The following is a 14,561-nucleotide window of genomic DNA, read 5'->3' on the forward strand; positions in this document are numbered from 1 at the left end:
AAACTATTCTACAAAAGATTCATCTCTAAATCCAATAAGGTACAGCTTTTCTTTTGCTCTAGTTACAGCAGTATACAACCACCTAATATAGTCTCTATCTGGTCCTTCGGGTAGATAAGGTTGTTCTACAAATATGGTCTTCCATTGACCTCCTTGAGATTTATGGCAAGTAATAGCGTAGGAAAACTTAACCTGTAAAGCATTAAAAAACTTATTGTTTTTTACGCCTAAAAATCGTTTATAGTTTGATGTTTCGTTGACATAATCTTTTGAAACTTCTTGATATAATCGATTAGATTCTTCATAGGTCAATGATGCACTTTCAGCAGATATAGTATCTAAAAGTAATACAGTTTCAAAAGGTCTCATCCGAGGATAATCGACCATTTTTACTTTAACTTCTGCAAATTTAAAACCATATAATTCTTTGATAGAGAAGATTTCTAAAACTTCTATAATATCTCCATTGGCTATAAAACCAGCTTCTGTTGTGGGTTTAATCCAATAATAATTATTCTTAACGACCATAAGGTAATCACCAGCAGATAACTCACTTTCATTGAATAGAATTCGGTTTCTAATTTGCTGATTATATAAGTTAGCGCGCTTATTACTTCTTACAATTATCGCTGTTTCTTCGTAACCATCATTACTATACGAATCATTAATCGCGTCCATAATCTCATAGCCATCTACTAAACGAACAATATCCTTGTAAGGTTTGACATCAAATTTAAAACTCTCATAAAACGAAGTTTCTAAAACTGCTCGAAGTTCTGTAGCATTTAATAAAATACCAGAGTTTTGTTCTTGCCTTACAACTTCATCTAACTCTATTGATTTGACGTCCTTGTTATAATTTAAATCTAGTTTATGAGCATCTAATGCTGGGCTTAAATCAGATTTTATTGGTGGTAACTGCGCTTTATCACCTATTAGAAGTAGCTTACATTTATGTCCTGAGTATACATATTGCATTAAATCATCTAATAATGATCCATTTTCAAAAAGTTTAGAGTCAGATGGTGCATCAGGAATCATTGAAGCTTCATCAACAATAAAAATTGTATTACGGTGCTTGTTGGGTTGCATTACAAATTTAACACCACCACCTTTTTCTTTTTTAGGGAAATAAATCTTTTTATGTATTGTAAAAGCCTCTTTTTTAGAGTAGTTAGATATAACTTTTGCAGCACGACCTGTAGGTGCTAATAAAACAGCACTAATCTTAGCCTGCCACAAATTTGAAACAATAGTTCCGATGATACTCGTTTTTCCAGTACCTGCATAACCCTTTAATAGATATAATGCGTTAGGTTTGGTATCAAATATAAACTCAGACAATTGTAATAAAACAATATCTTGTTTTTCAGTCGGTTGAAAAGGAAATTTAGACTTTATAAGTCTATAAAAATCTGATGCGATTTGAATCATTTATACTATTAGAATACTTGGGCAAGATACCATTATATCTTAATATTCTTAATTAAAACTGCAACTCAAAAATTCAATTTTTTATATTTTTATTTATTATGTTTTTACGAACAAAAAAAAATTGTAGATTTGCGAAAGACCTAATAAATAAAACAAACTATGTTAACAGTAATTATTGCAGTTGTTGCCATTATTCTTCTAACAATAGCCATCGTATGGTTAATTGATAAATTTGTACCAAAAAAATTAAAGCCTATTTTAAATTTACTACTATGGGTATTAATAATTTTCTTAGGCTATATAACATATGAGTCTGTGGCTGGTGAGTTAAGGTTTAAGGAAATAAAAGACGATCGCTACCAAGTAGTTGTAGACCGTTTATTGGATATTAGGAATGCACAAGTTGCGTATAAGGATGTAAACGGAAAATACACAGATAAATACGAAAACTTAATCAAATTCATTGATACAGCAAAAGTACCTATTACTGAACGTCGTGATTCTACAGTTTTAGATGAAGAGAAAACAAAACGCTTTAATGGTATTGAATACTTCAAAACTCTTATTGTTGTAGACACACTAGACTATTATTCTGTAAAAGATTCTTTATTTAAAAATATCGATTATAAAAACATAATGAATGTTGGTGCTGGTGAACCAGGTGCAAAATTTGAATTGAAAGCAGGTTCGATTGATGATATCCCGGTTTTTGAAGCTAGCGTAGACAAGTCAGTCATCTTATATGACCAAGACAAAAACTTAGTTTCAAACGAAAAACAAACAGTTTCTGTAGACGGTGTTAACGGACCAAAAATTGTAGTTGGTTCTATGAACGAAGTGAAAACTACGGGAAACTGGCCAAAAAACTTCTCTAAAAAAGAATAGTTTGACTAAAAAAATTATAAAAAAATTGTCCATTCAAGTTAATTTGAATGGACTTTCTTTTTGTATACTTAATAGAACTTCCAATACTGTTGAGTATCTCAATTCAATATGGTTTGGAGAAAAGCAAACACCTTTTGAAACTTTAAACAAACTAAAAGAAGAGTTGGCTTCAAATACTGTATTCTCCGATGACTTTGATACTGTAAAAGTTATTCATTATAACGAGCTATCTACCTTAGTACCAAAACCACTTTATGATGCAACTAATAATGCAGAATATTTAAAGTTTAATTCTAAAATATTAAAAACTGACTTTATAGCTTCTGATGAAATTAAATTAAAAGATATCATTAGCATATATGTTCCGTATGTAAATATCAATAATTATATTTTTGAAACATTTGGCGAGTTTACCTATACTCACGCCTCTACACTATTTATTGATACTGTTTTTAAATCTGAATTAAGCAATGAAGATTTATTACACATAAATGTCGATAGTGGATCTATGCAAGTTTTAGTGACAAAAGAAAAAGACATTAAGCTTTACAATTATTTTGAATTTACAAGTCCAGAAGATTTTATCTACTATATACTTTTTACTTGTGAGCAAGAGTTACTAAATCCAGATAGTTTACATCTTAAGTTGTCAGGTATCATTAATAAAGATGATGCTTTGTATAAAATAGCATATAAGTATATCCGAAATGTCAGTTTTATGGATAATCATAATGACTTTTTAATAAAAAACAGTTTCTAGTGCGTATTGTATCAGGAAAATATAGAGGAAGACGAATAACGGCTCCAAAACAGCTACCTGTTAGACCGACGACAGATATGGCAAAAGAAGCCTTATTTAACATCCTAAACAACTTATATTACTTTGATGATATATCTGTACTAGATTTATTTTCGGGTACAGGAAACATAAGTTATGAGTTTGCTTCTCGTGGTACAGAAAATATATTGGCAGTTGATTCAAATTATGGGTGTGTAAAATTTATAAGTCAAACTACCGAAAGCTTTGATATGCCTATTAACACAATTAAAAGTGATGTCTACAAGTTTTTAGAAAAATCAAAACAAAAACACGATATCATTTTTGCTGACCCACCATATGGTTTTGAATTAAAAGAATTCGCAAAAATACCACAACTTGTTTTTGACAACGAGATTTTAAACGATGAGGGTTTGTTAATTGTAGAACATTCTAAACATACAAAACTTAACGAATTAAAACATTTTTCGTATTCCAAAAGTTATGGTGGTAATATGTTTAGCTTTTTCGAAACAAAGACTGAAGAATAAAACAAAGCCCTTTGCACTGCAAAAGGCCTGTTTTAAAAAAGTAAATCTATAAGCCGAATTCTGTACTTTTTCATTTTAAGAAAAAGAATTTCTAAAAAAGAAAGAGCCCTTATCATTTATCTATGTTTACTATTACTAGTAAACTTTAGCTGTCTACCCTTTAACATTGCGCGTGTACGCTCAAACGTTAATATACATGACATTGCACCACATAGAGTTTACCTGATTTCACTACAGCATTACCTGTACATCCTTTCTGTTGCACTTTTCCTAGCCTTACGACTGGTGGCTGTTAACCACTATGATTACACTATGGTGTTCGGACTTTCCTACCCTAACAAAAGTTAGAATCGATAAGGCAATCTACTTGCGGCAAAAGTAATCAAATTGTTAATAACTCCTATTAAATTCTGACCTTTGGAAATGGGTTTTTAATGGTTATTGTTAAATTTGTAATTCAGTACTTTTCAATGGAGCATTTTGTAGTATCGGCACGTAAATATAGACCTCAGACATTTAAGGATGTTGTGGGACAGCAAGCCATTACAAACACTTTACTTAATGCTATCGAAAATAATCATTTAGCGCAAGCACTTCTATTTACAGGTCCACGTGGTGTCGGAAAAACCACTTGTGCTCGTATACTGGCCAAAATGATTAATAGTGATGGGAATACAAAAGAAGAGGAAGATTTTGCTTTTAATATTTTTGAACTTGATGCCGCTTCAAATAATTCTGTAGATGACATAAGAAGTTTAACAGATCAAGTTCGTATTCCGCCTCAAGTTGGTAAATACAAAGTTTATATTATTGATGAGGTACATATGTTATCTCAGGCAGCTTTCAATGCATTTTTAAAAACATTAGAAGAACCTCCAAAACACTGTATTTTCATTCTTGCTACTACTGAAAAACATAAAATTATTCCAACCATATTATCACGTTGTCAAATTTTTGATTTTAAACGCATCACAGTAAAAGATGCTAAAGAATATTTAAAATTTATCGCAAAAGAACAAAGTGTTACTGCCGAAGATGATGCACTGCATATTATAGCTCAAAAAGCAGATGGTGCTATGCGTGATGCGCTTTCAATCTTTGACCGTGTTGTCAGTTTTTCAGGAAAGAATCTAACAAGACAAGCTGTTACCGAGAATTTGAACGTTCTTGATTACGAAACTTATTTTACTAGTACAGATTTAATTTTAGAGAATAAAATACCTGAATTATTAATTCATTTTAATACTGTTTTATCAAAAGGTTTTGATGGGCATCATTATATCGCAGGATTGGCCTCTCACTTTAGAGACTTATTGGTTTGTAAAAACCCATCAACAATAGAACTCTTAGAAGTTGGAGATGATACTAAAGTCAAATACGTAGAGCAGTCACAAAAATCCTCTCAAAACTTTCTAATCAAAGGCATAGACATTGCTAACGATTGTGATTTAAAGTATAAGACTAGCAAAAATCAACGCTTACTTGTTGAACTAGCACTTATGCAACTTGCCTCTATCACTTTTGATGGAGAAAAAAAAAATAGCAGACATTACATAATTCCACCGTCGTACTTTAAGTCAAAAGGAATAACACCAATTCCTGTCAAAAAACCAGATAGTAAAGAAGTTACTACTCATACTCCATCTTCTCCAACGAAAATTGAAATAAAAGAAGAAATAGTAGCTAAAGTTTCAGAACCTATTATTCCAAAAATATCTATCAATAAACCTGCAAAAGTAACTTCTGGTTTATCTCTAAAAAGTATTAAAGAGAAGAAAGAACATCTTATTCGTCAAATGGATGTGGTTATTGACGAAGAAAATCTTCCTAAAGAACCTGTCACTGAAGAAAAATTAATAGAAACTTGGAATAGCTATATAAAGATGCTTCATAGAAAAGGTGAGAAAATTATGGCATCTATAATGGAAATGGAAATACCCAAACTTAAAGGTACTGCTATATGTCTAACCTACTCAAACAACACTAGTAAGATTGAATTAGAGCGTGCACAATATCCATTATTAGCACATTTACGTAAGCTTTGCAAAAACTTTGACTTACACTTAGACATCACCGTAAACGAAGAAGTGGCAAAAAAATACGCTTTTACTCCTCAAGAAAAGTATGAAAAGTTAAAAGAGAAGAATCCAAATATTGAAATTCTAAAACAAACCTTTGGTTTAGACGTTTAATCTATTGTTATGAAGAATTACATCTACATATTTTTTGTTTTGGTTTTGGGTTTTGTAAGCTGTGACGGAAGAACTTCTTCTAGTAAAGCTTTATCGGAAAGTATTGAAGATTTTAAAGCTCAAACCTCACTAAAAGAATTGCATTTTATTCCAGAAACTGCTATTCAAAAAACTGTCGACTCTACTTTATCCAATGGTTTTAGAGTCAAGCTTAAAGTTGTTACTGACCTTGATAATTCTGTAAAAATTTCTTCCCAAAAAGATACAGTTAATCACATTACAACTTATAGGAATTTTAAATTTTCAATATTGGTTGAAAAAGAAGGAAAACTCATCTTCTCAGATAGTTTTGATAAATCAAAAGTAAATAAACTGTTAGGTTTTAGTGATGATTTAAAAGCTAATGAACCCTTTTATGATTTTCATAAAAAATCAGTTTTAAAATATATAGAACTTTATGATAAACCATCATTAGAAACGGAAGTATTAATCAATATTGGCTATGCGATTCCTCAAAGCAGGCTTTATTCAGAGCAAACTTTGCGTATTAAAGAAGATGGAACTTTAGATATCGTTTACTTAAATTATTAATTATATGCTAGGACTTAAACTACCAACTGATCCTCGTTGGGTTAATATCGTAGAAAAAAATATTGAAGACATCTTAACTGACCATGCTTACTGTGAACAAAAAGCTGCTAGTACCGCAGTTTCTTTAATTGTCAGTTTCCCTGAATATACAGAACTAGTTCAGGAAATGATAGAGCTAGTAAACGAGGAAATGAGTCATTTTAAAATGGTACATGACCTTATTTTAGAAAAAGGGTGGATACTTGGTCGTGACCGTAAAGATGAATATGTTATTCAATTATTGAAGTTCTTCCCAAAAGGTGGTAGCAGAACTACACAATTAGTTCATAGACTATTATATGCTTCATTGATTGAAGCAAGAAGCTGTGAACGATTCAGGCTTTTATCAGAAGAGTTAGAGGACAAGAAATTAGCCAAGTTTTACCGTAAACTTATGATTAGCGAAGCTGGACACTACACCATGTTTTTAAAGTTTGCTAGAAAATATGGTAACAAGGAGGAAGTCAATAAAAAATGGGAAGACCTACTAATTTACGAAGCAGAAATCATGCAATCTCTAGGGAACAAAGAGACGATACATGGATAAAAAAAGCCTCTTTATAAAGAGGCTTTTTTTTATGTATTAAGTGTGAATTTATATTTTTATACCGATACCGGCTTGGATAACAAACTGTTTAGCTTCGAGTGGTGCAAGAGCATCGTCTAACATATTAGAGAAACCATAAACACCTCTTACCTCGATAAAATAATCTTCAAATATTTGATATTGAACACCGCCAACACCAGCAAAATTAAAAGTACCAAAAGCATCTGAACTTTTCCAAGTCTTTAAATTTAATTGTGGTCCAACGCCAATTGAAAATTTTTCACCAACCATAAATTTTAATTGGATTGGTAGACTAAGGTAATTTGCTTTCCAATTTTCATCTTTAGCTCCTTCCGAAGAAAATTGCAATTCTGTATTTAACCATAAACTTTCAGAAATAGCAAATTCAGCAAAACCTCCGAAGTAAAATCCATTTCTGTGTAAGTTTCTATCTATAGGTGCTGGATCAAAATCTAAATTAGAAATATTTACACCAGCTCTAACACCATATTTAGTAGCACCATATCCTTGAGAAAAACTCAATGAGATGAATAATAATAAGATTGAGGTAAGTAAAACTTTTTTCATAAGAATTTAATTATTTATGGGACGAATATATATTATATCTGTTTAAAAAAAATAATAATAAGATTTTTGATGAGAAAAAAAAGACCAACTGCAAACTAAAGGGATGTACTGCTAATAGTTTTATAATACATGCTTTTTATGATACCATCTGATAAACCAATCTTTGGCACCAAAATATCTTTTGCGCCACTCCATTTCATTGCAGATAAATAAATACGTAACGCAGGAATAATCACATCTGCTCTATCTTGATTAAGATTAAGCTCTGTAATTCTTTCCTCATAGGTATAGTTTTGCAAGTTATTATAGTAGCTGGTTAAGTAAAAATATGAAAGTGGTTTACCTATATCTTTACCAGATATCTTAAATATTTTGTTGATGTTTCCACCAGAACCTATGAGTTCAATTTTGTCATAAACTTTAGTATTTGTTTTAATCCAATCTTCAAGTCCTCTCCAAGTTTCATTTTTTACACTATCGTTAAGCAACCTAACTGTACCTATTCTGAAAGATTTCGATTCTACTTTTTCAGAGTTATGAATAATTGAAAACTCTGTACTTCCACCACCAACATCAACATACAAATATGTTTTATTGGGATTAATAAATTTATTTAAATCTGTTGCAGCGATTATTGTTGCCTCTTCTTCTCCGTCAATAACATCAATTTTAATATTACATTCTTTCTCTACTAAATCACAAACCAATCTACCATTTAAAGCTTCACGCATTGCAGATGTAGCACATGCTTTGTAATTAATAATTCCATGAGACTTCATTAAAAGATAAAAAGCTTTCATTGTATCTCGTACTCTAGTTATGTTATATTCTGAAATATTACCATTAACAAAAACATCTGCACCTAATCTTATCGGGACACGAACTAGTGCATTTTTCTTAAAAACAACAGGCTTATCTTCTTGCTCTATTATACTCATAATAAGCAACCTAACCGCATTTGAACCAATATCAATTGCTCCATATTTTTTTATACTTAGCATATTAGTTTTCTAATTGGTTTTTGTAGTATTCATACACTTCAAATTGTGATCTAATTTTTTTACCAGAAGATGCAACTCTATAACTATTATCTTGATTTTGGCTTATGACTCTAGCTTTTACATTATCCATCCAGTAAATTTCAAACATGTCTTGTAATTCTTTCTTAATACCGGTGTCATAAATTGGGCAACTTACTTCTACTCTATTCTCAATATTACGAGTCATCCAATCTGCAGATGATATGTATATTTTTGGGTCACTATTATTTCCAAAAATATAAAGTCTTGTATGCTCTAAAAATTTGTCGACAATACTAATTACTTCAATATTTTCACTCATGCCTTCAACGCCAGGCACTAAACAGCAGATGCCTCTTACAATCATTTGTATTTTTACACCATGATTACTTGCTTCGTAAAGCTTATCAATCATTTTGTAGCTACTTATACTATTCATTTTAAGTTTTACATAAGCTGGCTTACCTTCGTTTGCATTAGCAATTTCATTATCAATTAGTGTAAATAATTTGGTCTGCGTATAATGAGGTGAGGTTATAATATGTTTGTATCTATAAATCTTATAGTTTACCTCAAAAAAGCTAAATACTTTATTGACGTCTTTAAGTAATTTTTGGTCGGCAGTTAATAAGGTGAAATCTGTATAAATACGTGCAGTGGATTCATTAAAATTTCCAGTACTAATAAAACCATAGCGCTTTAGCTTTTTTTCTTCTTCTCGCTCTATAATGCACATCTTGCTATGCACTTTTAGACCAGGAACACCAAATAACATAGTAACACCTTCGCTCTGCATTTGCTCGGCATATTTAATATTAGCTTCTTCATCAAAACGTGCTCTCAACTCAATAGAAACAATTACTTTTTTTCCATTTTTAGCTGCGTTTATTAGAGAGCTTGCTACGTGAGAAATTTGCGCAAGTCTATATATAGTTATCTTTATAGACCTAACTTGTGGATCTAATGCAGCTTCTCTTAAAAATCTAACGACATAAGAAAATGTATGATATGGTGTATGTACCATAAAGTCCTTTTTGGAAATGGCACTAAAAACACTTTGTTGAAGGTTGAGCCCTTTTACTGGTAAAGGTGTTATTTTTTCGTAAAGCAAATCTTTTCTACCTAAACTCGGGAAACCCATATAATCTCTACGATTATGATAGCGTCCTCCAGGTATAACACTATCTTTACTATCAATGCCCATTTTTTCCATAAGGTACTCTAGAGTATCATCATCCAAAGTTTTGTCATATACAAATCTGACAGGTTCTCCAATCTGCCTGTCTTTTACACTATCAGAAATTTTTGCCATGAAACTTTTACTCAAATCACTATCAAAATCTAACTCTCCGTCACGAGTAATCTTAATCATATTTGCTGAAATTGATGAATAATCAAATACATTAAGAATATCCTTTAGGCAGTAACGCAGCAGATCATCTATTAATATGATATAGTTTTTGCCGTTATGCTCTGGCAAAACGACAAACCTATCCATAGCTTTAGATATTTCTATTAATGCATATTGGTTAGTCCCATTCTTCAAATTCATCTTTACAGCAAGATATGCTGCTGTATCTTTTAGCAATGGCAACTCTACATCGTCACTGAGTATAATAGTAACTAGTGCTGGACTTACCTCTTGAAAGAAATAGTTTTTAATAAAGTCGTGATGAAATGTTTGGATTTTAGTTTCGTCAATGACATGTATATTTTCTTTTTCTAACTCTTTATATATACTACTTAAAATCTCTAGACTTGTAGTCTGGTGACCAATTACTATTTCAGTAATTTTATTAAGTAAATCGCTTGCTTTTATTCCACCAAGTTGATTTTTCCCTGCTTTTCCGACCTGATCAATGCGCTTTACTGTTGCATATCGTACTTTGAAAAATTCATCTAAATTATTAGAAAATATGCCTATAAATCGGAGGCGCTCTATCAATGGTACATTTTCATCAGCAGCTTCTTGAAGCACACGAGCATTAAATTGTAGCCAACTTAGTTCACGATTTACATAAATATGGTCAAGTTTACTCATCAATAAAATCTTTTTTCAAATATAACCGTTCAAGAAAACAAGTACTACTATATTATGCAAAAATTATGGTCTAAAATCTCTAGGAAACATAACAAGCTCGGTTTGTCCATACTTAGCGTGTTCCCAAGTTTCAATATTAAAATTCAAAACGACCAAACCAGAAGTAGGCAAGTTGTCAATATACATGTCACCACAAGTATTTGCAATTGAAGTAAATGCGTGGTTATGCCCAAAAATGAGTACCGTATTTAAACTATTATCTAAAGTATTAATAAAGTGCATGACATTTTCTCCAGAAAAATCATATAAACTATCTACGATGCTTATTGAATCTTTTGCCAATCCAAGGTTATTTACAAATATTTCGCAAGTACTATGAGCTCTCTTAGCAGGACTGGAATAAACCTTTTCTATTTTATATTTTTTTTTATTGAATTCGGTAGAAATGATTAATGCATCATTAATTCCTCTTTTTTTTAAAGGTCGATTTCTATCACTTACATTATGCCCCCAAGAAGATTTACCATGCCTTACAAGAATTATTTTTTTATTTATCATCGATGAAATGCAATTTTTTACGTTTAAATGTTTTATTTATCAGATTATAGTTATACATTGCGGCAAATTATTAAACTAAATCAGTATTGTCTTATACAACTTAAATTATGTTTATTTTAAAAATTAATAAAAAAATGTGATAATTTTACTTTTTATTAACATAAAAATTGGTTTAACTGTTAATATATAAACAAAAGGTAATAAGTATAGCTTAAGAGCAATTAAATCTGTTAAAGTAACAAATAAGTCCTGTCAACGATTATTCTTGTACTTAGGGAGATTTATTTGCTACTAAAGGTACTTGTACGTTTTTTTGCTTAGCTATTATAAATTAATAAATCCATTTAGTACTGCAATAAAGTACGACTCCCTCTAATAAAACATAAGAAAAGAAAATGTTGTTGGTTAGTATTAGAATATTCAAAATATTCCAGTTCAAACTTTCAGCGCATAAATATTTTAGATAACACTTAGCATTATGAAAAACAAGTACAATTGTAATTATCAAAAAACTAATAAATTAATTTATGTTTTTAGGTTTATTTTAATTTTACTACCTGCATTCGCTCTGGCTCAGAATTGTAATACGAATTTAGATGTTAAAAAAAATAGAACGTTTAAATCTATTAGTTCAATGAATGGTAATAAAACCATTTTTGCCATGAGCATTGAGAACACATCTACCAAAATGCAAACGTATTCAGTGACTGCCGTAAAATCAGCTTCAGATTGTTCTAACAAAACCTTAAGAAGACAAAGAAATGAAGCCAATGTTGATGTGTTAGTTTCATTTTCAGATAATTTAAAAAACGTTTCAGTATATCCAGGACAAGTAACTGATTTCACGGTTACAATTACTGCTCCTAAAGGTACAGAAATGAATAAATGGGGTTGTACAAAAATTATAGCCGCAACGAAAGACTGTGCTGAAGCGGATTCCGTGATATTGAGTACATATATAGCAACTAACCAAGAGTAATTAAGAAATTTACTTAAAAAATATTTTATGAAATATAATCTACTATTTCAAAACATAAAGATTAATAAGCTTACTAAATGGATAGTAGGCTTAACGTTTTTGATGTGCTTTTCACTTTCAAACGCACAAAATAATGACCCTTTTGTGGACATTGATAAAATAGCCATTGAAAATCCTAATAACTGTAACCAATTTGATATTACTACAACCATTACTGGAACACCACCTTCAAAACCAGTGGAAGTTGTCCTAGTTCTTGACCGATCTGGTAGTATGGGTTTTGTAGACTCTAACGGAGATATTGCTTTAGACTTTGCCAAAGATGCCGCTTTAGATTTTATTGACAATTTGTTTTTACCCATTAATAATCCAACAGGATTGAATAAAGTAGGAATTGTTTCTTACTCCGCAACGGCAACTACAGATACTAATTTATTACTTGATACTGCTGCTAACAGAACGACACTTACGCTTGCTGTAAACAGTTTGGTTGCTAGTGGTACCACCAATGTACAAGATGGCATGATAAAAGCAGACCAATTGATGACCTCGCAAGGGACATTTGATTGTGATACATCAAGATCTATTATAATGCTTTCAGATGGTGTACCAACTAGAAGTTTCAATCCAGATGGTTCAGGCGATGGTTGTCAAGACGATGTAGATTTAAATCAACCAAATTCAGGAGGTAATGATACAGATTGTATTACACGTGCTATAGCAGCAGGTATAGATGCGCAAACTACAGTCATAGCTGGAGAAATATTTGAGCAAACTGTTTTTAGTGTTGGGTTATTAAATTTCTATCAAAACGATCCAGTAAGACTGAATAATGCAACTTTCACCTTAAATGGTATGGATAATACTGATGGTGCCGATATTACATTTGATGCTGCTGACTTAGATGGTATATATCTTAATATATTGGGACAGCTATCCGCAGTTGCTAAGCAGTTATCAAATGACTTCTTGGTATCAGATAATATAGGTATTGGTTGGCAGATTGTCCCTGGAAGTGTTATTGTTAGTAAGGGATTACCGCTTGTGAATGGTCAATCTATAAGCTGGGATTTAGATGAAATAGGTAATGAAACGGTAACTATGAACTATTCAATAATACCAACATCTACAGATGTGTGTGGGCTTGGAATTTTTGGTAACTCAGTCATGAATTATGAAAATGCATCTTGTGATATAGCGCAATTAACATTTGTAAATCCACAAGTTTGTGTACCATGTCCTGTACTTGATAGTGATTTTACTAGACAGGGATGTACAAATTTCTTTGATTATACAGGTACACTAACAGATGGCCCTGATTGTTCTCCTGTTGCAACCGATTTTACATGGATTTTTACACTTAATGGTGTCCAAATAGGTACAGCTTCTCAGCTTTCTGGAACTTTTGAATATACAGGAACTGAAGATTTAGTAGGAAACATCGCAGCCACACTAAGCTATAACGGTACTTATGGTAATAACTGTACATTACCAATGATGGAGTCGACCAATCAAATCATATTAGCTCCATTATTAGAGGTAACATTGGATAATTTTTCTGATGCATTGTGTAATGGTGAAGAAAGTGGGTCTATAAATATCAGTGTAACTGGTGGTGTTCCTCCTTACACATTTTTATGGAGTAATGGTGAAACTACTGAGGATTTACCAAATGTTGGAGCTGGCACATATAATGTTACAGTTACGGATTCTAATACCTGTGCTGCTGATGTATCAACAGATATTGTTATTGGAGAACCAACACCTGCAATAACAATAACAAATACAGTGCTTACTGAAGTTGATTGCTATAGTACTAGTACTGGTGCAATTGATATTGATGTCATCGGTGGAACAGCACCATATACATATACTTGGAGTGATGGTGTTAATGAAATTGCAACTTCACAAGATATTGAAGATTTAGCGGCAGGTGATTATACAATTACAATAATTGATGCAAATCTTTGTGTACTAGAAGAAACTTATAACATCTCCGAACCAAACACTGCACTTTCTACAAATGCTACGGTTGCTTCTGAAATTTCTTGTTTCGGGTTAACTGACGGTGCGATTACTATTAGCTTCGCTGGTGGTACAAGTCCTTACGATATCTCTGGTGACTTTACAGCTACTGACGTAACAACGGACCAATCGCATACTGGTCTTGCTGCTGGAACTTATAACTATACAATTACAGATGCTAACGGTTGTACTGAAACGGCTAGTGCTACTATTGCTGCTGCGCCTTCTGACGTAACGGCTAATGCTACAGTAGCTTCTGAAATCTCTTGTTTCGGTTTAACTGACGGTGCGATTACTATTAGCTTTGCTGGTGGTACGAGCCCTTATGATATCTCTGGTGATTTTACAGCTACGG

Annotated in this window: 13 protein-coding genes and 1 other RNA gene; 8 read left to right on the forward strand and 6 right to left on the reverse strand. The window is 31.8% G+C overall.

All coding sequences use genetic code 11. The features are described 5' to 3' along the window. Positions 1-3: 3 nt before the first annotated feature. Positions 4-1,434, reverse strand: coding sequence for an ATP-dependent RecD-like DNA helicase (locus BTO05_RS03275; protein ID WP_087491284.1), 1,431 nt, complete (start codon positions 1,432-1,434; stop codon positions 4-6). Between the two features lie 159 nt (positions 1,435-1,593). On the opposite strand from BTO05_RS03275, the gene BTO05_RS03280 reads away from it, so the two are divergent. From BTO05_RS03280 to rsmD, 3 genes are read left to right on the forward strand one after another with little or no spacing between them, the layout of a single operon-like run. After that, positions 1,594-2,319, forward strand: coding sequence for a hypothetical protein (locus tag BTO05_RS03280; RefSeq protein ID WP_087491285.1), 726 nt, complete (start codon positions 1,594-1,596; stop codon positions 2,317-2,319). A gap of 25 nt (positions 2,320-2,344) precedes the next feature. Continuing rightward, on the forward strand, positions 2,345-3,079 hold the full coding sequence (locus tag BTO05_RS03285; protein WP_157662523.1) for a DUF3822 family protein: 735 nt from the start codon (positions 2,345-2,347) through the stop codon (positions 3,077-3,079). After that, complete coding sequence (rsmD, locus tag BTO05_RS03290) at positions 3,079-3,627, forward strand: 16S rRNA (guanine(966)-N(2))-methyltransferase RsmD (protein WP_087491287.1); 549 nt, start codon at positions 3,079-3,081, stop codon at positions 3,625-3,627. Before BTO05_RS03285 ends, rsmD begins: the two co-directional genes overlap by 1 nt. Before the next feature lie 33 nt (positions 3,628-3,660). Here the strand turns inward: rsmD and rnpB are convergent. Then, an RNA gene (gene rnpB, locus BTO05_RS03295) (RNase P RNA component class A) lies at positions 3,661-3,997 on the reverse strand. A gap of 100 nt (positions 3,998-4,097) precedes the next feature. On the opposite strand from rnpB, the gene dnaX reads away from it, so the two are divergent. From dnaX to BTO05_RS03310, 3 genes are read left to right on the forward strand one after another with little or no spacing between them, the layout of a single operon-like run. Then, positions 4,098-5,819, forward strand: a complete 1,722-nt coding sequence (gene dnaX / locus BTO05_RS03300; protein WP_087491288.1) for a DNA polymerase III subunit gamma/tau — start codon at positions 4,098-4,100, stop codon at positions 5,817-5,819. Positions 5,820-5,828: 9 nt separating this feature from the next. Continuing rightward, on the forward strand, positions 5,829-6,410 hold the full coding sequence (locus tag BTO05_RS03305) for a hypothetical protein (RefSeq protein WP_087491289.1): 582 nt from the start codon (positions 5,829-5,831) through the stop codon (positions 6,408-6,410). 4 nt (positions 6,411-6,414) lie between these two features. Beyond that, positions 6,415-6,996: a tRNA-(ms[2]io[6]A)-hydroxylase gene (locus tag BTO05_RS03310; protein ID WP_087491290.1), complete on the forward strand. Its 582-nt coding sequence runs from the start codon at positions 6,415-6,417 to the stop codon at positions 6,994-6,996. Positions 6,997-7,044: 48 nt separating this feature from the next. Here BTO05_RS03310 and BTO05_RS03315 read toward each other — a convergent pair whose 3' ends face one another. The 4 genes from BTO05_RS03315 to BTO05_RS03330 form a co-directional block, all read right to left on the reverse strand. After that, positions 7,045-7,584, reverse strand: a complete 540-nt coding sequence (locus BTO05_RS03315; RefSeq protein WP_087491291.1) for a porin family protein — start codon at positions 7,582-7,584, stop codon at positions 7,045-7,047. A gap of 95 nt (positions 7,585-7,679) precedes the next feature. Beyond that, positions 7,680-8,585 (reverse strand): Ppx/GppA phosphatase family protein, encoded by a 906-nt coding sequence (locus tag BTO05_RS03320; RefSeq protein WP_087491292.1) that lies wholly within the window; start codon positions 8,583-8,585, stop codon positions 7,680-7,682. Between the two features lies 1 nt (position 8,586). Continuing rightward, positions 8,587-10,644 (reverse strand): polyphosphate kinase 1, encoded by a 2,058-nt coding sequence (gene ppk1, locus BTO05_RS03325; RefSeq protein WP_087491293.1) that lies wholly within the window; start codon positions 10,642-10,644, stop codon positions 8,587-8,589. Positions 10,645-10,707: 63 nt separating this feature from the next. Next, on the reverse strand, positions 10,708-11,202 hold the full coding sequence (locus BTO05_RS03330) for a SixA phosphatase family protein (protein ID WP_087491294.1): 495 nt from the start codon (positions 11,200-11,202) through the stop codon (positions 10,708-10,710). Between the two features lie 634 nt (positions 11,203-11,836). On the opposite strand from BTO05_RS03330, the gene BTO05_RS03335 reads away from it, so the two are divergent. Together BTO05_RS03335 and BTO05_RS14085 are read left to right on the forward strand one after the other, a co-directional pair. After that, positions 11,837-12,181 (forward strand): Fn3-like domain-containing protein, encoded by a 345-nt coding sequence (locus tag BTO05_RS03335; protein WP_157662524.1) that lies wholly within the window; start codon positions 11,837-11,839, stop codon positions 12,179-12,181. Positions 12,182-12,208: 27 nt separating this feature from the next. Beyond that, positions 12,209-14,561: VWA domain-containing protein (locus tag BTO05_RS14085; protein ID WP_198295254.1), on the forward strand; the 2,353-nt coding region annotated here is incomplete at its 3' end.

The organism is Winogradskyella sp. PC-19 (assembly GCF_002163855.1).
Classification (GTDB): domain Bacteria; phylum Bacteroidota; class Bacteroidia; order Flavobacteriales; family Flavobacteriaceae; genus Winogradskyella.

Bases quoted from the DNA above. Each gene is read 5' to 3' on its own strand.
- BTO05_RS03305 (WP_087491289.1), top strand. From the start codon at position 5,829: ATGAAGAATTACATCTACATATTTTTTGTTTTGGTTTTGGGTTTTGTA.
- dnaX (WP_087491288.1), top strand. From the start codon at position 4,098: ATGGAGCATTTTGTAGTATCGGCACGTAAATATAGACCTCAGACATTT.
- BTO05_RS03335 (WP_157662524.1), top strand. From the start codon at position 11,837: ATGAATGGTAATAAAACCATTTTTGCCATGAGCATTGAGAACACATCT.
- ppk1 (WP_087491293.1), bottom strand. From the start codon at position 10,644: ATGAGTAAACTTGACCATATTTATGTAAATCGTGAACTAAGTTGGCTA.
- BTO05_RS03280 (WP_087491285.1), top strand. From the start codon at position 1,594: ATGTTAACAGTAATTATTGCAGTTGTTGCCATTATTCTTCTAACAATA.
- BTO05_RS03320 (WP_087491292.1), bottom strand. From the start codon at position 8,585: ATGCTAAGTATAAAAAAATATGGAGCAATTGATATTGGTTCAAATGCG.
- BTO05_RS03275 (WP_087491284.1), bottom strand. From the start codon at position 1,434: ATGATTCAAATCGCATCAGATTTTTATAGACTTATAAAGTCTAAATTT.
- BTO05_RS03330 (WP_087491294.1), bottom strand. From the start codon at position 11,202: ATGATAAATAAAAAAATAATTCTTGTAAGGCATGGTAAATCTTCTTGG.
- BTO05_RS03315 (WP_087491291.1), bottom strand. From the start codon at position 7,584: ATGAAAAAAGTTTTACTTACCTCAATCTTATTATTATTCATCTCATTG.
- BTO05_RS03310 (WP_087491290.1), top strand. From the start codon at position 6,415: ATGCTAGGACTTAAACTACCAACTGATCCTCGTTGGGTTAATATCGTA.